At 32.8% G+C, this 17,341-nt stretch carries 18 protein-coding genes and 1 pseudogene; 7 read left to right on the top strand and 12 right to left on the bottom strand.

Going from position 1 to position 17,341, the window contains the following annotated elements:
* Positions 1-2: 2 nt before the first annotated feature.
* The 8 genes from OF897_RS03825 to gldB form a co-directional block, all read right to left on the bottom strand.
* Positions 3-1,424 (bottom strand): CCA tRNA nucleotidyltransferase, encoded by a 1,422-nt coding sequence (locus tag OF897_RS03825; protein WP_267264370.1) that lies wholly within the window; start codon positions 1,422-1,424, stop codon positions 3-5.
* Positions 1,425-1,601: 177 nt separating this feature from the next.
* On the bottom strand, positions 1,602-2,150 hold the full coding sequence (locus OF897_RS03820; RefSeq protein ID WP_267264369.1) for an L-threonylcarbamoyladenylate synthase: 549 nt from the start codon (positions 2,148-2,150) through the stop codon (positions 1,602-1,604).
* Positions 2,126-2,491, bottom strand: coding sequence for a hypothetical protein (locus OF897_RS03815; protein ID WP_267264368.1), 366 nt, complete (start codon positions 2,489-2,491; stop codon positions 2,126-2,128). Before OF897_RS03815 ends, OF897_RS03820 begins: the two co-directional genes overlap by 25 nt.
* 71 nt (positions 2,492-2,562) lie before the next feature.
* A complete protein-coding gene (locus OF897_RS03810; RefSeq protein ID WP_267264367.1) occupies positions 2,563-3,066 on the bottom strand; it encodes a DinB family protein in 504 nt (167 codons plus the stop codon).
* 74 nt (positions 3,067-3,140) lie between these two features.
* On the bottom strand, positions 3,141-3,587 hold the full coding sequence (locus OF897_RS03805; protein ID WP_267264366.1) for a GNAT family N-acetyltransferase: 447 nt from the start codon (positions 3,585-3,587) through the stop codon (positions 3,141-3,143).
* 60 nt (positions 3,588-3,647) lie between these two features.
* Positions 3,648-4,787, bottom strand: coding sequence for a cystathionine gamma-synthase (locus tag OF897_RS03800; RefSeq protein ID WP_267264365.1), 1,140 nt, complete (start codon positions 4,785-4,787; stop codon positions 3,648-3,650).
* Positions 4,788-4,872: 85 nt separating this feature from the next.
* On the bottom strand, positions 4,873-5,199 hold the full coding sequence (gldC, locus tag OF897_RS03795) for a gliding motility protein GldC (RefSeq protein WP_267264364.1): 327 nt from the start codon (positions 5,197-5,199) through the stop codon (positions 4,873-4,875).
* A 110-nt stretch (positions 5,200-5,309) separates the two neighbouring features.
* Entirely contained in the window at positions 5,310-6,296 is a 987-nt protein-coding gene (gene gldB / locus OF897_RS03790; RefSeq protein ID WP_267264363.1) for a gliding motility lipoprotein GldB, read from the bottom strand.
* A gap of 52 nt (positions 6,297-6,348) precedes the next feature.
* On the opposite strand from gldB, the gene OF897_RS03785 reads away from it, so the two are divergent.
* The 5 genes from OF897_RS03785 (at position 6,349) to OF897_RS03765 (ending at position 9,372) form a co-directional block, all read left to right on the top strand.
* On the top strand, positions 6,349-6,987 hold the full coding sequence (locus OF897_RS03785; RefSeq protein ID WP_267264362.1) for a leucine-rich repeat domain-containing protein: 639 nt from the start codon (positions 6,349-6,351) through the stop codon (positions 6,985-6,987).
* Positions 6,988-6,990: 3 nt separating this feature from the next.
* Positions 6,991-7,515, top strand: coding sequence for a GNAT family N-acetyltransferase (locus tag OF897_RS03780; protein ID WP_267264361.1), 525 nt, complete (start codon positions 6,991-6,993; stop codon positions 7,513-7,515).
* A 13-nt stretch (positions 7,516-7,528) separates the two neighbouring features.
* Complete coding sequence (nadE, locus tag OF897_RS03775) at positions 7,529-8,320, top strand: NAD(+) synthase (protein WP_267264360.1); 792 nt, start codon at positions 7,529-7,531, stop codon at positions 8,318-8,320.
* A 114-nt stretch (positions 8,321-8,434) separates the two neighbouring features.
* On the top strand, positions 8,435-8,917 hold the full coding sequence (locus tag OF897_RS03770) for a ribonuclease domain-containing protein (protein WP_267264359.1): 483 nt from the start codon (positions 8,435-8,437) through the stop codon (positions 8,915-8,917).
* A gap of 149 nt (positions 8,918-9,066) precedes the next feature.
* Positions 9,067-9,372 (top strand): barstar family protein, encoded by a 306-nt coding sequence (locus tag OF897_RS03765; protein WP_267264358.1) that lies wholly within the window; start codon positions 9,067-9,069, stop codon positions 9,370-9,372.
* Positions 9,373-9,449: 77 nt separating this feature from the next.
* Here the strand turns inward: OF897_RS03765 and OF897_RS03760 are convergent, their stop codons facing one another.
* The 4 genes from OF897_RS03760 to OF897_RS03745 all read right to left on the bottom strand — a co-directional run bounded on the left by OF897_RS03760 (position 9,450) and on the right by OF897_RS03745 (position 15,290).
* The gene (locus OF897_RS03760; protein ID WP_267264357.1) at positions 9,450-11,678 is read right to left on the bottom strand and encodes a redoxin family protein; all 2,229 of its coding nucleotides are present in this window, start codon (positions 11,676-11,678) and stop codon (positions 9,450-9,452) included.
* A 3-nt stretch (positions 11,679-11,681) separates the two neighbouring features.
* Complete coding sequence (locus OF897_RS03755; RefSeq protein WP_267264356.1) at positions 11,682-12,587, bottom strand: ABC transporter ATP-binding protein; 906 nt, start codon at positions 12,585-12,587, stop codon at positions 11,682-11,684.
* A gap of 109 nt (positions 12,588-12,696) precedes the next feature.
* Positions 12,697-14,343, bottom strand: a complete 1,647-nt coding sequence (pafA, locus tag OF897_RS03750; RefSeq protein ID WP_267264355.1) for an alkaline phosphatase PafA — start codon at positions 14,341-14,343, stop codon at positions 12,697-12,699.
* Between the two features lie 404 nt (positions 14,344-14,747).
* Entirely contained in the window at positions 14,748-15,290 is a 543-nt protein-coding gene (locus OF897_RS03745; protein ID WP_267264354.1) for a DUF6624 domain-containing protein, read from the bottom strand.
* 130 nt (positions 15,291-15,420) lie between these two features.
* Here OF897_RS03745 and OF897_RS03740 point away from each other — a divergent pair.
* Together OF897_RS03740 and OF897_RS03735 are read left to right on the top strand one after the other, a co-directional pair.
* Positions 15,421-15,941: pseudogene (locus tag OF897_RS03740) on the top strand (IS982 family transposase); the annotation flags it as partial.
* 279 nt (positions 15,942-16,220) lie between these two features.
* Positions 16,221-17,321 carry a hypothetical protein gene (locus OF897_RS03735; RefSeq protein ID WP_267264353.1) on the top strand — a complete coding sequence of 367 codons (1,101 nt, stop codon included), beginning with the start codon at positions 16,221-16,223 and terminating at the stop codon, positions 17,319-17,321.
* Positions 17,322-17,341 lie beyond the last annotated feature (20 nt).

The raw sequence follows: 17,341 nt of genomic DNA, 5'->3' as shown, positions 1-17,341 counted from the left end.
TTTTAAGCTAAAGTCAATCCCAACTTTTCACCTTCTGCAATCACGAAATTTCTTGCTTCTTCGCTGTCATTTCCGATTTCGCCTTCAAGAATTGCTTCTTTTACTTTTTCCTTTAAAATCCCAATTTCTCTTCCGGGTTTTAAATTAAACATCGTCATAATTTCTTCTCCGGAAATTGGTGGCTGAAAGTTTCGTACCTGATCTTTTTCCTCAACCTCCTTAATTTTCACTGCAACATATTCAAAATTTTTCTTGAATTTCTCCTGTTTTCTGGAATTTTTTGTTGTGATATCGGCTTTACAAAGTGTAAATAAATCTTCCATGTCATCTCCAGCATCAAAAAGGAGTCTCCTCAATGCTGCATCTGAAGCATCATCTGTAATTAATGCAATGGGGCGGGAAGAAAGTTTAACCATCTTCTGAACGTATTTCATGTCGGCACTCAAAGGCAGCTTTAGTTTATAGAAAAGCGTTTTTACCATTTTTGAACCTAAAAATTCGTGCCCGTGGAAAGTCCAGCCTGTTCCTTCAACGAATTTTTTTGTCGGAGCTTTTCCAATATCGTGAAGTAAAGCTGCCCATCGAAGCCACAAATTATCTGTATTTTCAGAAATATTATCGACAACTTCCAAAGTATGGTAAAAATTATCTTTGTGCGTTTGTCCTTCAACTTCTTCAACCCCTTTTAAATCTATTAATTCGGGAATAATTAATTTCATTAATCCCGTTTGTTCCATTAATTTTAAGCCAATTGAAGGTTTTTGGGAAAGCATGATTTTATTAAACTCAACCATAATTCTTTCCATTGAAACAATCTTGATTCTTTCAGCTTCCTTTTTAATGGCTTCCAATGAATTTTCTTCAATCGTAAAATTTAAAGTAGAAGCAAAACGAATTGCTCTCATCATTCTCAACGGATCATCAGAATAGGTTTGAGCAGGCTCCAAAGGTGTTCTGAGAATTCCTTTCTGTAAATCTCCAATTCCGTCAAAAGGATCAATCAGTTCTCCGAAATTATCTTTGTTTAAAGAAATTGCCATCGCATTGATGGTAAAATCTCTTCTTTTCTGGTCGTCTTCAATGGTTCCACCTTCCACGTCGGGTTTACGGCTGTCTTCGGTGTAGCTTTCTTTTCTGGCACCAACAAATTCCAGTTCAAGGTCTTTGTATCTGATCATCGCCGTTCCGTAGGTTTTAAAGATTGAAACCTTAATTTTCGGATCGATTTCTTTTCCTACATTTTGAGCCAATTCAATTCCGCTTTGTTCGGTCACAAAATCAATATCGGTAGAAGCTTTTCTTTTCATTAAAAGATCCCGCACAAAACCACCAACGATGTACACCGATTGGTTATTTGCCGCAGCAACTTCAGAAATGATTTTGAAAAGTTTTAAGTTTTGATTTTGATTAAGGTTGATGAACATTTTTTTTAAGATGTTAGATATTAGACTTTAGATATTAGACTTACAACTGAATGCTTTATAATTGTTAGCTTATATCTAATTTAAAACCATTAAGAAATCAGATTTTAAGTATAAAAACTAAATTTCCGAATTCTTAATGGTTAAATGGTTTTACAAAGATAATTAAAATCTTTTCTTTTATTCTCTTAAAACTTTTATACGATTGTCGCTCCAGATTTTAATGACTGAAGAACCTGAATATTGTGAGACTTTTTCTCTGTTTTCTTCCACAGCATAATCTACCAAATCAATAATTTCTTTCGAAATATCGGAGAATTTCAACGGACTTTTATCTCCACTGAAGTTGGCTGAAGTTGAAACTAAAGGCTTGTTCAGTTTTGTAATCAACTTTTTGCAGTAAAGATCTTTTACTAGGCGAATTCCAATACTTCCGTCTTCTGCCAATAATTCTTTCGGTAAACCTCTTGGATTTTCATAAACCAATGTAACAGGTTTTTCACTTAAATCCATAATTTCCCAAGCCATTTCCGGAACATCAACCAAATCCTGTAATCTCTTTTCAGTTTCCACCAAAATAATCATGGATTTGTTTTTTTCACGTTTCTTGATGTCGAAAATTTTATTGATGGCGTCTATGTTGGTTGCGTCACAACCAATTCCCCAGATTGTATCGGTTGGATAAAGGATTGTTCCGCCGGATTTTAATATGTTGATAATGTTTTCCATTTTTTAATTTTTATAAATATTGAGTAGAAAGTTGCAAATAAAATTGAAATTAACCATAAAAAATAGCCTGATTTCAACTCAGTGATTGAAGCTATTCGTCCACTTTTTGTCATAGTTAAATTTTCAAAAAATAGGAATGTAAATGCAAGAAAAGAAGAAATAATTAATGGGAAAATTGATTTATCATTCTTTTTAAATAATAAAAACAACCCAAAAATCAATAATGGATTGGCAAACCAAATACAGCCTTCCAAAAATCCTCCAGCTATAAAATGAGCCCCGCCAAATAATAGAGCAGAATAAGAAGGATAATTAACTTCCCCGAAATATTGATAAATCATACAATCTTGTGTGAGTGATATTAAAAAGATCAACACACTAATTAGAATTACAATATTTGTTTTCGATTGTGTCACAAATTCGGCAGGTATCTTTCCTCAATAATATTCAAATGATGAATATTATGACCAACAATCAGTTTTCCAATGGTTTCTGCTGAAATTTGGTTTCCATTAGCTGTTCCGATGTTATTTAAAACTGACGGATTCAATGTTTCCAGTAAAATCAGAGACGAATTTCTTATTAGTTGATACTCTTCAATCAAAGAATCTAAGTTCCTTTCGTTTGCAAAAGAATTTTGAGCATACAATTCCTCATCAAAACCCGGCAAATTCTTTTCTTCACCTCTTGCAATAGCCAAAATTCTGTATTGAAAAACTCTTTCCGTATCAGATAAATGAAGAAGTACTTCCTTTAAAGTCCATTTTCCTTCTGCATAAGCATACTTTGATTGTTCTTCTATTAAATAAGAATATAGGGAAACAGTTTTTTCACCAACCAATTTTAATTCTTCCAACCAATTTTCTGATGGAATGAGATCTAAATATCTTTGAATGTATTTTTGAAAATCAGTCATGTTTTTAGTTATAAGTTATTAATGATGAGTTATGAGTCTGAGAAAATTCACAATTGACGATTGACCATTCACTATTATTTATTTGTCCATTCGTAGAAATTCACCTCATCGTACAATTCAAATCCACAAGATGGATATAGTTTGTTTCCGACGTCGTTTGATTTTCCGGTTTCTAGGAGAATTCCTGCTGCATTTGTAGATTTTGCCAGTTCTTTTGATTCTTCAATTAATTCTTTTGAAAAACCTTTTCCACGATAATTTTCATTGACAAATAAATCATTTAACAACCAATAACGCTTCATTCTTGTGGAAGAAAACAATGGATACAACTGTACAAAACCAACTAATTTTCCATCACTTTCAGAAACAAAAATTTCCGAATCTTTATTTTCAATTCTTTCTTTCAAAAAACTTTCTGCAGATGGAATATCAGATTCTTTATGGTAAAAAATTCTGTACTGATCAAACAATTCAGCTAATTGAAGTAAATCCTGAATGGTAGCTTTTCTTGTATTTTTCATGTTAAAATTTGAGTAAAAACAAACATCCGCTGTAAAAACGGATGCTTATGATTTATTATTTTAAGAAAAAGCTTTTTCCAAATCTGCAATCAAATCTTCTGCATCTTCGATTCCAACGCTTAGACGAACCAAATCATCGGTGATTCCTAATTCTGCACGTTTTTCTGCAGGAATTGATGCGTGAGTCATCAAAGCTGGATGATTAGCTAAAGATTCTACTCCACCCAAAGATTCAGCCAAAGTGAAAACTCTTACTTTCTCTAAGAATTTAATCGCATCTTCTTTTTTACCCGATTTAAAAGTAAATGAAACCATTCCTCCGAAATCTTTCATCTGAGCTTTTGCCAATTCATATTGCGGGTGAGATTCTAATCCCGGATAAATTACTTGCGCAACTGCAGGATGAGATTCCAAATATTTTGCTACAGCCATTCCGTTTTCAGAATGTCGCTGAACTCTTAAAGCTAAGGTTTTAATTCCTCTCAAAACCAAATAAGAATCGTGCGGACCTAAAATTCCACCACTTGCAAATTGAATGAAGTGTAATTTTTCTCCCAATTCAGCATCTTTAGCAATTAGAGCTCCAGCAATCACATCAGAATGACCTCCCAAATATTTTGTTGCAGAATGCATTACAATATCAGCTCCCAAATCGATGGGTCTTTGAAGATATGGTGTTGCGAACGTATTATCAACTGCAACCAAAATATCTTTTCCTTTTACAATTTCTACAACTGCTTTGATATCAACCAATTTCATCAATGGATTGGTCGGAGTTTCTACCCAGATTAATTTCGTTTTATCTGTAATGACATCAGCAATTTTAGAAACATCATCAAAATTCACGAAGGTAAATTTCAACTGATATTTTTCAAAAAGTCTGGTGAACATTCTGTAAGTTCCACCGTACAAATCATCTACAGCAACTACTTCATCACCCGGATTTAATAATTTTAAAACACAGTCAATCGCAGCCAAACCAGAACCGAAAGCTAAACCTCTCGCTCCGTTTTCAATGCTTGCCAAAGAGTCTTCCAAAGCCTGTCTTGTAGGGTTTGCCGCTCTTGAGTATTCATATCCCGAATGTACTCCCGGACTTTTTTGTGCGAAAGTTGATGTTAAAAAAACAGGAACATTTACAGAACCAGTCGCAGATTCGTGATGTTGGCCTCCGTGTATAACTTTTGTATTGAAATTCATTGTATTATAATTTAACAATGTATCAATTTACCAGTTTACCAATGATTTTCACATTGTTACTTTGGTAGATTGTTACATTAATTGTTTACATTTTTATAGCTGATTTAATTGCAAATTCTTCTGCGATTTGCTCAATCCATGTTGCAACATCATCTTCTCCTGTTGCTCTTTGATAGGTATTTCCCATCGAAAGCAAAATCTGATGCATAAACATTTTCATTTGGTCAACCGGCATTTCTTTTGTCCAAAGGTCGATTCTTAAAGCTTCAGAAGCTTTTTCGTCCCAAACGGAAATCATCACCGCTTTTGTCTCTTCTTTTTCTACTCCACCATCTTCAGCATTCCAGGTCATTTTTTCAGGAATATGGTTTTCATCCAGCTCTACATCTATCGTTATCTGAGTCTTTCTCATTTTTCTATTTTTCTAATATGTTTAATTGGTTGTTAGTTTTTGGTTGTTAGTTGTTAGAATTACATAATATTAAAAGCTATCAATCATCAACCAATCCCCATCAACACTACTTATTCTTCTAACTTCGGTTTGTATCCTGTTTTATTAAAGATTTCTGTAGCATCCATTTTAAGGAAATCAGTTAATTTTGTTTCAGGGTTTTTCTTTAAATATTCTTTACAAATCTGCCATCCGGTGAAAACACCGACCATTGGTGAAGATTCATTATCAATTTCAGTATAAAATTTTGAAAACGGTCCCGGATTGATGAAACGGTCTACCAAACGGTGATCGTCACCAAAAATCAAGTTATTTTCAACAAAATAATTGTAAATATTAGCCTCGTTTGCAACTGACCAATCATACTGTTTTTTATCATAATCCATTTTTAGATAATCTGGAGTTTCGGGAAGGAAAGCATCCTGAAGCAACATTATTTTTCCATTGTACACCAAAAGATCGATGAATTTTTGGTGATCTGTTGAAAAAGGAGCAATCTGTTCTGCAAAAATTCTTGATACTTTAGGAACAATATTGTTTGGATTCATTGACTTCTGAAAATAAGTCTCCAAACCTTTATAATTTGCATTATTAGTTCCCATAAAACCACTTACATCAATAAAAAGAAAATTGGTTTTATCATCATAAAAAATTGGATCCTGAATCATCTGTAATGTTGATGAAAACAAATAAACTTTCGGAGTTTTAAATGCCGGAAAATAATATTTGATGTGCGAGAATAAATCCTGAAGCTCTTTTTGAAGCTTCATCTGATCGATTTTTGAAATTGCTTCCTTATAAATCTTCACTTCATCAGGATTCACTCTATTTTTGGCAAAATCTGCATCAGAAACAGTTCCCTGAAACCATGGAAATTTAGCTTTAAACTGCTCCATCGGAACATTTACATCGTAAAATTCTTTTGAAATATCGGTAACCTCTACTTTTTCGGCAGGATTTTTTATCTCAACTTTCCAATTGGTCTCTTCCTCTTTTTTACAAGAGTTTAAACTTAAAACTAAAAGGCATGAAAGTGCTGCAATTCTAAAAATCTTCATTATTTTTACATGAAATTTAAGTTTACAAAAATAATGAATTAAACACAATTTAATGATGAAATGCAAAATAATTACTTCCCTTTTTATGATTGCAGCAATTTCCTTTTTCAATTGTCAAAATCTTATTTTTAAGGATAAAAACTTAGAAAAAGCAGTTGTAGAAAATTTCGATTTAAACAAAGACGGATTAATCAACCAGTTTGAAGCAGAAAAAGTAGAAAATCTTTTCGTAGTAAAAAAAGGCATTACAATAACTGATGATTTGGCTTATTTTAAGAATATTAAAATGATAGTTCTTGATGAAAATTCAATTTCACATATTTCTATTAAAAGTCTAAAGAAGCTTAATCTTTTTTCGTGCACTAATTGTAAAACATCAACTTTTTCAGCAGAAAATATTGAGTTTTTAACGTCACTTTATCTTGACAACAACCAAATTACAGATGTTTCGCTGAATTCAACATCAAGAATTGATCAATTAACTATATCTTTAAATAAATTAAAGGCAATTGACGTAAGTACTCTAAAATATTTACGAAAATTAAACATCGAACACAATCAAATTCAAAAACTTGATATTTCTAAAAATCTGAATTTACAGAGTATGAATGTGAGAGGAAATCCTTTAAAAGAATCCGATATTAAAAAAGCTACACAAGATGTTACTATTTTTGGGTTTGAAAAAAAATAAAGCATGTATTTAGAAACAAAAAGACTGATTTTAAGAAAATTTGAAGAAGCAGATTATGAACGTTTGTTTCTTCTTGATTCCGACCCTGAAGTCATGAAATATATTGGTATGCCTACACTTTCAAAAGTTGAAGAATCTAAAGAAGTGGTAAAAATGATTATGCAGCAATATAAAGATAATGGTTTGGGAAGACTTGCCGTTATCGAAAAAGAAAGCGGACTTCTCATCGGATGGAGCGGACTGAAACTGCACACTACAGAACTCAACGGACACAAAAACTTCTTTGATCTCGGTTATAGATTTCTTCCTGAAACTTGGGGAAAAGGATACGCTTTCGAATCTGCAAAAGCTTCTCTTGAATTTAGTTTTAATGAACTAAACGTTGATGTAGTTTATGCCGCAGTTCACTCTCAAAATCTTGCATCAAGTAAAATTCTAACCAAACTCGGTTTTGAAAATAAAGGCGAATTTACCGAACCAGACGGAATTTGTTTCTGGTATGAACTTAAAAAAGAAAATTTTAAATAATAAAAAATAGACAATGCAGACACAAAAAGTAATAGATCATATTGTAAACTGGCTAAAAGATTATGCCGAAAAATCAGGAGTAAAAGGTTATGTAATCGGAGTTTCGGGTGGTGTAGATTCCGGAGTGGTTTCTACTTTGGCAGCAATGACAGGTTTAAAAACTTTGTTGATCGAAATGCCGATTCGCCAGAAAGAAGATCAGGTAAACCGAGCTTGGGAACACATGAATGATTTAAAATCTAAATTCCCGAATGTTGAAGCAATGTCAGTGAATCTTACCCCAGCTTTTGAAGAATTGTACAAAACTTTTGATGTACATGATGATAAATTTCCAAACGAAAAATTGGCTTTTGCAAATACGAGATCGCGTTTGAGAATGCTTACTTTATACTATTACGGACAAATCAACGGTCTTTTGGTTTGTGGAACCGGAAATAAAGTAGAAGATTTCGGAATTGGTTTTTACACGAAATATGGCGACGGCGGTGTTGACATCTCTCCTATTGCTGATCTTTATAAAACTGAGGTTTATGAATTAGCGAAAGCTTTAAATTTGGTTAAAAATATTCAGGAAGCTATTCCTACGGACGGACTTTGGGATGCAGAAAGAACTGATGAAATGCAGATTGGAGCTACGTATCCTGAATTAGAAAAAATCCAAAAAGAATGGGGAACAAAAACTGAAACAGATTACAGTGGAAGAGATTTGGAGGTCTTCAAGATTTTCAGCAGAATGAATAAAGCTGCGCAACATAAAATCAATCCCATTCCTGTATGCGATATTAATGAAGAGTGGAGAGCATAAAAGTGAATTTTGCTTTGCAAGTGAATTGTCAGTTGTGAATTTTTGCAATTCTATTTGTATATTTAAAATTAACAATTCACTAGCGAAGTTAAATTAACCATTGACTATAAAATTATGAATCCTAAAATCCGTTCGTTTTTCTTTGCCTGTCTCGGACTTCTTTTCGGAATGTCTGTGATGTACATTTACAATAATTTCATTGCTGAGAAAAAACCGCAACCAAAGACTGAAAAGGTTTCAGAAGCATCCATTAATCAATCAGTTCAGCAATCAATTGATGCTCTCACGAATGAAAACACTGTGATTAGTTATATCAAACAAAATCATCAGCTTCCTGAATATTACATAACAAAGAATGAAGCTAAAAAGCTGGGTTGGAATCCTTCTCAGGGAAATCTTTGTGAAGTTTTGCCAGGAAAAGCAATTGGTGGAGATTATTTTGGAAACCGTGAAGGAAAGCTACCAAAGGGTGAAAAGTATTTTGAAGCAGATGTTAATTACAATTGCGGAAACAGAAATAGTGATAGAATTGTTTTTACTAAAAATGGTGAAGTCTATTTAACAAAAGATCATTATAAGAGTTTTGAGAAAAAGTAATGTCTTAGAATTTGACGAATGATATTTTGGATACTATGAATCATTTTTGAGATTGAATTTAAATTTGATTTTTTTAAGATTGCTTCGTCGCTTCGCTTCTCGCAATGACAATAAAACTCTTAAATTTGTACATCATAAAAAAATAAACTATGAATACAATATACATTGACTTTACAGAAATCGGAGATTACGAAGATTTTTATACTCAACTAAAAGAAAAGATAAAGCTTCCGGAGCACTTCGGAGATAATTTGGATGCACTTTCTGATGTTATTTCTGGCGAACTTGAAATGCCGCTTCACATCGAGTTTGTGAATTTGAGCGTCGATCAGCTTGAACTTTTTGAAGATCTTTTGATTACTTTAGAAGATGCAGAAGAGGAAGTAGAAGATTTTACTTTTACTTATTTTCTTGAGCAATATGAAGATGAGGACGAGGAAATTGATGAGCAATAATTGATCTACAAATAAATGAAAAGCCGTATCACATTAAATATGATACGGCTTTTTGTATTTAAAGAATTTAATTTTATTTAAAAACTAACGGTAAAATTATCATTCTCTGAAATCTCATCAATAATATTAATAAAATTGGTTTCATCCGGTCTTGGGAGATTGGCGTTGTAAATTTTTCCTTCAGGATCAATCATTATAAATCTCGGAATTCCTTCTACACCAAGATTATTAAGAACATTCGGATCAGAAATCCACCATTGAATGACTGCAGATTTCTTATTTTTCAAATCAAGTTTCCATTTATTTTTATCTGCATCAATGCTTGCAGATAAGAAGACCAATTTATCATTGTAAGAATATTTATTGGCTTGATATTCAAAAACAGGAGTTGTCTCTCTACAAGGAGCACACCAAGTTGCCCAAAGATCAATCACCACGTATTTGCCTTTAAATTTAGCCAAGCTCATTTTCTTACCAGATTCGTCTTCAAATGCAATGGCAGGAAAAGGTTTTCCTTTTTGCTGATTGTTGATCACCTGCAACTGAGAACCCACAAACATTTGGTATTTAGAATTTTGAAATTCTGAAAACTTCTTTTTGAACAATTCTTTACGCTGATTTTCATCTTTAATCAAATTCATCACTTTCAACATCTGAAAAGAAAGCAACTGATCTTTTTCTAAGCTTTTAGGCATTTGTGAAAGTTTTACAAACACAATACTGTCAGGATTTTTTGTTCCATCTTTTGGTAAAAACTCTTTTAATTTCCAGTTCTTGTAATCTACGTTTGATAAAAGCATTGAAGTCGGCTTTTTCACAATATCCTGAAGCTCTTTCATTAAATCTTGAGGCGGCGCAAATTTCTTATTTGTAAATGAGGTCATTTTCTGATAATCATAAATGGCATTCAAAAGAGCAACCGCATTTTTCTGCTGCTGAAACTGTCTGAAATCGTCTGCAAAATAAATATTCTCCTTTGTGCGGTAATTTCCAAGATATTTTTTTCCTTCTTCCCATTCTTCATTTGCCGCTTTATAAAATTCTTCAGGATCATTGGTTAATTGTTTATCGGCAACAATAAATGAGTAAAACATAGAAAATCTACCTGATTTTGCAATCACATATTGGTCTTCTGCTTTTCGGGTTCCTTTTAATGTAACTTCAAAATGTTTGGGATCAGATTTAATATCAAAATTTATTTGATCGCCTTTAGACAAGACAAAAGGATACTGTTTTTTATCAACAATTAAAATATAAGTAGCCAGATCTAAATTATTTTTAGATTCCCAAGAAAACTTACCATCTTTCACAGGAATATCGGCTAAAGGTTCTTTTAATTCTTCAGAAACAATTTTTACAGTTTTCACTTCATTAGGCGAATAAATACTTCCCTGAATCGAAGTGACTGCTTTATCTTTTTGCGGATAATCTGGTTTAGTAATAAAGAAATATATTCCTGCAAAAACTATTATTCCGACTAAAGTTTTAGCAATTGTCCCTCCGTTTCTCAGAAAAGCATTTTTAAACCCTCTTCTGCTGTACCAAATATAACCTATCACAAAAAATACAATTGCCCAGAAAAGACTTAAGTATTCTGTATAATTAAAAAAGTGATTCAACTTATAAGAGTCTTTATAAAAAAGTGCTGTATCGATATTGTTGTAAGGTGAATAATCATAAGTTTCCTGTCTTATTTTACCTACAATATTAATTACAAAGCCTACAAAACCAATAACAAATGGCCATATAAACCCGGGAATTATAATAGACAACATCATCTGAAGCGAAATAATGCCTAAACTCAAAACAAACATTCTTACAAAAGTCTGCGAAACCCAATAAAAATCTACAGCATACGTTAAATTCTCCTGAGGAAATAAAACCTGAGCCAGGAAACCTGAAATCATCGTAGCAACAAAAAACGTAACCAAAGAAATCGTGGTAAGTGCCACTAAAACCAAAAATTTTCCCGAGTAAATACTGAATTTGCTTAAAGGCTGCGTTTCAAGGAAGGTCCAGCCGTTGTTTTTATGATCGGTCTGTGCAATTCTTGTGGCAGCAATAATGATGAAAAGAAGCATAAAAAATGTTCCGAAAGAACCTACTCCATCTATCAAAGAATCTTTAGTTACAGAGGTAAGTACACCATCATATTTTCTTGAGCTCTCATTAAAAATCTGTACAACAATGCTTAAAATGGGAAGTACCAATGCGAAGAAAAGTGCTAAAATGAGCAATCCAAGGTTCTTTGTTTTAAGCCATTCTGCTGCAAAAGCAGTTTTAATATATTTTAATTCTTTTTTCATCTTTTAGTTTTGTTTTGTAATTTCCATAAACCATTCTTCAAGACCTCCTGCTGCAGAAATCTGATAGATCTGAGCGCCATTATTCACCAAAAGCGTGTTGATTGCTGCAATTTCCATTTGAGAATTGGTAACAACCGAGATTTCAGTTTCAGACTTCAGCTCTGTTTCATATTGGCTTTTTAAAACATCATTAAATTTTTCAGCATCATTCAAATGAAATTTCGTTTTTTGAAATTTATACAAATCATTAAGCTGCTCTTTGCTTCCTTCAAATTTAATTTCACCATTGGAGATAATTCCTAAATGCGTTACCATTTTATCGATTTCCAACAATAAATGACTAGATATAAAAACAGTTACTCCCTTTTCACGGTTGAGTTTAATGAGTAATTCTCGTACTTCAAGCATTCCGTTCGGATCTAATCCATTAACAGGCTCATCCAATACCAAAAGTTCAGGATTACTGATCAACGCTAAAGCAATCGCAAGTCTTTGCTTCATCCCTAAAGAATATTTCTTCATTTTAATATTTCGGGCATGAGAAAGACCCACGGTTTCCAAAACCTCGCCAATTGTCTGAGTATTCAGATTTTTGATAATACAGACGATTTTTAAATTATCATATCCGGAAAGATGATCGTAGAAAGCCGGATAATCGATCAATGCGCCGATATTTTGTAAAGCTTTAGGATAAATTTCAGAAACATTCTGATTGAAAACTTTTACCGAATTGGTCTTATCATTAAACAATCCCATAATCAGTCTCATCGTAGTAGATTTCCCGGCTCCGTTTGCTCCGAGAAAACCATAGATTGAACCTTTTGGAACTTTAAGATTCACATTTTTCAGAATAAGCTTCTGACTGTCGAAACCAAAATTGAGATTATTGATTTCTATAATGTTTTCCATATAGTTTTTGATGTTATGAGTAGATTTAATCACAAGATTGTTACATATAAAAACAAAAATGCGCCTACAATGTAAGCGCATTTCGATAATATTTTTTATAAAAGTTATTTTATCGGCCAATAACTTCAGTAATCGGGTTTCCTACATTTCCGCTTGGAAACTGAATATGTAACAAAGCTGAAACCGTAGGCGCAATATCGGTCATGTGATATTGTTTATTGCTTTCGCCATGCTTGATTCCCCATCCCATAAAAATCAATGGAATATGTGCGTCGTAAGAATTCCAAACACTGTGTGTAGTACCAGTTTTTGAATACGGAGGAAGCATAGAATCGTGAGAAATCAATTGAATATCACCACTTCTCTGTCTGTTGATTCCATTAATGATCCTTTGTTTAATAGGTTCCGGAATACTTGCTTCCTGTACTGCCGTTGTAGACACTGCATACAAATCTGAAGGATCATTTTCAAGCTCTTGAACCGCAAATTTCTTAATTAGTTCTAAATCCAGATTGTTATCTGCTATTAATTTTCTGTCGAAGTAAATCTGATAATTATCTACTCCGTTAATTAATTTATCAACTCCAAATTGAGCTTTCAATTTTTCAGTAAGGCTTTTTTCCATTCCCTCTCCATAAAAACCTGTGGTAATCTTATGTTCTTGCAAAAACCCTACAGAATGAGCTCCACCATGATCTGCCGAAACAAAAACCGTGTATTTATTCTTCCCTACTTTTTCATCTAAATATTTAAAGAATTTTGCTAAATCCTGATCTAATCTTAAATAAACATCTTCTACCTCAATAGAATTCGGGCCAAACTTATGTCCGACATAATCTGTTGATGCTAAATTGATAGCTAGAATATCAGTAACATCATCTGCTCCCAAGTTTTCACCTTCTACAGAAGCTTCAGCCAATTTCAGCGTTAAAGTATTTCCGAAAGGAGTATAACGGATGTTGTCTTTTTTAGTTTTATAATCTTCAGCAAGATTTGAATATGGGAAAGTAGGTGTTTTTGAACTTCCTAAAAGTCCTTCCCAAGACACATTATCGGGTGAACTTTCTGTATATTGATTGATTGGCAATAAAGTGTTCCAACCATTTGCGACCATTTTTGTTGGTAAATCCTGTGCATTGAAAGATTTTACCCATTGCGGCAAATCATTCATGTACCAAGTACTCGTAATAAAATCACCTGTAGAATCATCAAACCAATAAGCACCGTTCGGAGTGTGACCAGCAGGAAGAATCGAAGCTCTGTCTTTTAAAGAAACCCCTACTACTTTCCCTTGAAAATTGGTTGCTAATCTCAACTCGTCTGTAACCGTTGTAGACCAAAGATTTTTGGGAGAATGACTTCCTACTTTCACATTGGTTGTCCCTACCGGTTTTACACTTTCGTCAGTTGTACAGTATACATTTTTACCCGTTTCTTTGTCTGTCCAATCATTTCCGGCAATCCCATGAATCGCAGGAACCGAACCTGTATAAATTGAAGTATGACCTAAAGCCGTAACCGTAGGAACGTAAGGAATATGCACATTATTAAGAGAATATCCTTTGTTTAAAAGTCTTTTGAAACCGTCATTTCCGTATTTGCTGTAATAACGGTACAAATAATCCCACCTCATCTGATCAATGACCAAACCTACAACCAATTTTGGTCTTTCGACCTGTGAATTCTTATTTTTTTGAGCATTGATGGTAATTACAGACAGCATTGCCACTGCCGCAATTGAAATTTTCCTAAGCATTGAATAACTTTTTAGTGGCACAAATTTAAGGGTTTTGAAAGTTTTGATGTGTGAAATTAAGATGAATTTTCAACCAACATTTATTCCGACTACTATTTAAAAGTTAATTTAAATACTAGTTGATCAAACCGTTGTGCATTATGAATGCAAAGAAATAAGTTGTTCATTCGATTGAAAATCAGTAAATTGTTTTTACCACAAAACATTTACAATGAACAACGTAATTGTAAATTACGAAAGAATTTTGGAAGTTTTACGGGAAATTTCAGATGAAATACTTTTATCTTATTAGAGACGTATTCCCAAAATGAAGGATTTAGAGGTTATAAGCCTCGTCTTATAAGCGAGAAGGTAGAACGGAGGTGTTATGACCGGAGCCCTCTACGTGATTATATGTTGTGTTGTTAATTCGGATTGAACTGAATATTGAAATACTTTAGATAATCCTCTATTGGTTCCAATCCCATTTCTTTTCTTCTTTCGTTTACAGTTTCAGGATTTTCTAATTTATACAATTTACCATTTTCTATTTGTGAACCATATATTTGGGGTTTTCCTTCGTCCATTAACATCCTATCTTTCATCAATGCATATTGCTGTTTAGATAAGTCTCCATTTTTTACCGCTTTCTCTATTTGTGGAAAATACTTTTTTCTGATTTCTTCAGTACTATGTTGCAGTCCCAACCAGATTGCATCCATTTGTCTTTGACCCACCTCCTTTAATGTTGGCATACCACACTTTTCAATAATGCTAATCACTAACTCCTGATTCCTATGGTCTTCTTTAGCGTATTTGATGAGTTCATTTGATTTTCTAATCCTTTGGTCACTTTCAAAAACTTCGCTCAAGATTTGAAGTTTTTTGCTGCAATCGACTTCAATAATATCTACTGAACCTACATAGACAAATTTATCCTTATTCATATAAAGGAATACTGATATCATTAAAACAAGAGCGGTTAATATGCTAAATAATATTTTTTTTATTTTCATTTCTATTTCTATTGTATTATATTCCCAAATAGATTGACCATTTTTGGAATATGACACAAAAGTAGGAATTATTTTTAAGTGTCGGAATAAAATATGTAAAGATGAACAGTATTGTTATCCAAATAAAGGTTTTTGCGCATCACAGCAAATGTCTTTTTATGGCTACAAACTTCATGCGGTTTGTCCTGTGAACGGTGTTTTCAAAGTATAGACTTAAGTCCGGCATCTATTCATGATATTCACTTTTTGAAGGACATTAAAGAACAGTTGTCTGATTGTATCTTGCTTGGTGATAAAGGGTATCTCTCTTCAGAGGCACAGGTAGATTTGTTTAATTATGCTAATATTACCTTGGAAACTCCGGAAAGAATCAACCAAAAAGACTACAAACAACAGTTTTGCTTGTTTAAAAAGTACAGAAAAATAATTGAAACATTATTCTCTCAGCTATGACCAATTTATGATAAGAAGGAATTATGCAAAAACATTTGAAGGATTCAAAACAAGAGTTTTAGCAAAGATTACAGCTCTTACAATTGTTCAATTTATTAATAAAAACTATTTAAACAAAAAAACAACAATCTAAAATCAAGTATATTTTAAAATGCACAACGGGTAGTTAATCAATCTTAAATTACTACAGACATACTGATATGCTCGAATCATATAACCTGATACGAGCGTATCAGACCTCATGAGATGGACGTATGACACATGCTGATACGGGCGTAACATATCAATATAGATAAATCTTTAGTGAAAACGGAGATTAGAAATAGGAAATTATAACCTAACAGGATTATTTTTAAAGTATTCTTCCATTCTTAAAGCTGATTTCTTTAAATTTGGAACCACCATATTCACAAAAAAATCAATTTAGTAATGAAGTTTTTCAGACCTTGTCTTTTATTCATTTCAATTATTTTGTTCGGCTGGCTTTTGATGAGTAATACTAATCTCATTAATGTTGCAGCTTCTTTGAATGAGTCCGAAATTAATTCGCAAATTGAAAAAGTAAACAGCTTCTCAGAAATCAATGGGCTTAAAGAGTTTGCAATCGAAAGAATCAATTACATCGAAGTTATCAGACACCGATTTTCAGACAATGCGATGATGAGAATCGCAGTGATTTGTCTTAGTTTTAATTCAAATTGTACTTTACACAACAAAAGTTTCCCATTCAAAAACATTGAGCAAATCATGATTTTAGGAGTATATTGGTTTTATAAATTTCCCGATGGGCTTTATGACTACAGTTTTTTCAAATTTGCAAGAGGTTTGGGAGGTCACGCAAACGATGCGGCAGAAATTCAAGCCAGAGTTTTTGTAAAAGATTTAGAACAGTTTTTAGGCGAAATAAAAACTCTGAAACAGCAATATCCAAAAGCATATTTAAGCATTAAGACCGATGGAAGTGATCTTCTGATCAATATTGGTGACTACAATTTGTCTGATTATCACTTTCAGTTTGCTGAAGAAATCGAGCAAATTTTAAAAGAACAAAATGCAATCTCAATAAGCAATGATACGCCATTCAATAAAGTACAAAGCTATGATTTCAACAATGGTTCTGAGATGATTTTCGAGAGAAACAATCATACTTTCATCAGTAGAGTTGGTTCAAATTTCAAGAAACACAACGCAGAAAATACTGCTTTAAGAATTGATTGCCACTTATCTTTAAAACATAAAAAAGATTTCATTGACGATGTTACTCAAATCTGTATTAAAGAAGACATTTCGGTATTTTATTATAATGACTCTGAATTTGAAGGCAAAGTTAATGTTATGCTTTTCTTCACTAATGGCCGACAGAAAAAAGATAAAATTCAAAACGTAAACGTCAATTCATTTGGCGATAAAGTACTGCATCTCTTTGAAAAATATTCTGCTAAAATTGGTCATTTTGGCGGTTATGATCATTATCCGAAGAACGGACCTTTTATAGAACTGATGAAAGATCAGGAATTTATTATTAATTAAAATCTTTAAAACAAATCATT

The sequence above is a fragment of the Chryseobacterium formosum genome (assembly GCF_026460885.1).
GTDB classification, from domain to species: Bacteria; Bacteroidota; Bacteroidia; order Flavobacteriales; family Weeksellaceae; genus Chryseobacterium; species Chryseobacterium formosus.
This window is presented reverse-complemented; position numbering and strand designations above follow the sequence as displayed.

Bases quoted from the DNA above. Each gene is read 5' to 3' on its own strand.
- OF897_RS03825 (WP_267264370.1), bottom strand. From the start codon at position 1,424: ATGTTCATCAACCTTAATCAAAATCAAAACTTAAAACTTTTCAAAATC.
- OF897_RS03820 (WP_267264369.1), bottom strand. From the start codon at position 2,150: ATGGAAAACATTATCAACATATTAAAATCCGGCGGAACAATCCTTTAT.
- OF897_RS03815 (WP_267264368.1), bottom strand. From the start codon at position 2,491: ATGATTTATCAATATTTCGGGGAAGTTAATTATCCTTCTTATTCTGCT.
- OF897_RS03810 (WP_267264367.1), bottom strand. From the start codon at position 3,066: ATGACTGATTTTCAAAAATACATTCAAAGATATTTAGATCTCATTCCA.
- OF897_RS03805 (WP_267264366.1), bottom strand. From the start codon at position 3,587: ATGAAAAATACAAGAAAAGCTACCATTCAGGATTTACTTCAATTAGCT.
- OF897_RS03800 (WP_267264365.1), bottom strand. From the start codon at position 4,787: ATGAATTTCAATACAAAAGTTATACACGGAGGCCAACATCACGAATCT.
- gldC (WP_267264364.1), bottom strand. From the start codon at position 5,199: ATGAGAAAGACTCAGATAACGATAGATGTAGAGCTGGATGAAAACCAT.
- gldB (WP_267264363.1), bottom strand. From the start codon at position 6,296: ATGAAGATTTTTAGAATTGCAGCACTTTCATGCCTTTTAGTTTTAAGT.
- OF897_RS03785 (WP_267264362.1), top strand. From the start codon at position 6,349: ATGATGAAATGCAAAATAATTACTTCCCTTTTTATGATTGCAGCAATT.
- OF897_RS03780 (WP_267264361.1), top strand. From the start codon at position 6,991: ATGTATTTAGAAACAAAAAGACTGATTTTAAGAAAATTTGAAGAAGCA.
- nadE (WP_267264360.1), top strand. From the start codon at position 7,529: ATGCAGACACAAAAAGTAATAGATCATATTGTAAACTGGCTAAAAGAT.
- OF897_RS03770 (WP_267264359.1), top strand. From the start codon at position 8,435: ATGAATCCTAAAATCCGTTCGTTTTTCTTTGCCTGTCTCGGACTTCTT.
- OF897_RS03765 (WP_267264358.1), top strand. From the start codon at position 9,067: ATGAATACAATATACATTGACTTTACAGAAATCGGAGATTACGAAGAT.
- OF897_RS03760 (WP_267264357.1), bottom strand. From the start codon at position 11,678: ATGAAAAAAGAATTAAAATATATTAAAACTGCTTTTGCAGCAGAATGG.
- OF897_RS03755 (WP_267264356.1), bottom strand. From the start codon at position 12,587: ATGGAAAACATTATAGAAATCAATAATCTCAATTTTGGTTTCGACAGT.
- pafA (WP_267264355.1), bottom strand. From the start codon at position 14,343: ATGCTTAGGAAAATTTCAATTGCGGCAGTGGCAATGCTGTCTGTAATT.
- OF897_RS03745 (WP_267264354.1), bottom strand. From the start codon at position 15,290: ATGATATCAGTATTCCTTTATATGAATAAGGATAAATTTGTCTATGTA.
- OF897_RS03735 (WP_267264353.1), top strand. From the start codon at position 16,221: ATGAAGTTTTTCAGACCTTGTCTTTTATTCATTTCAATTATTTTGTTC.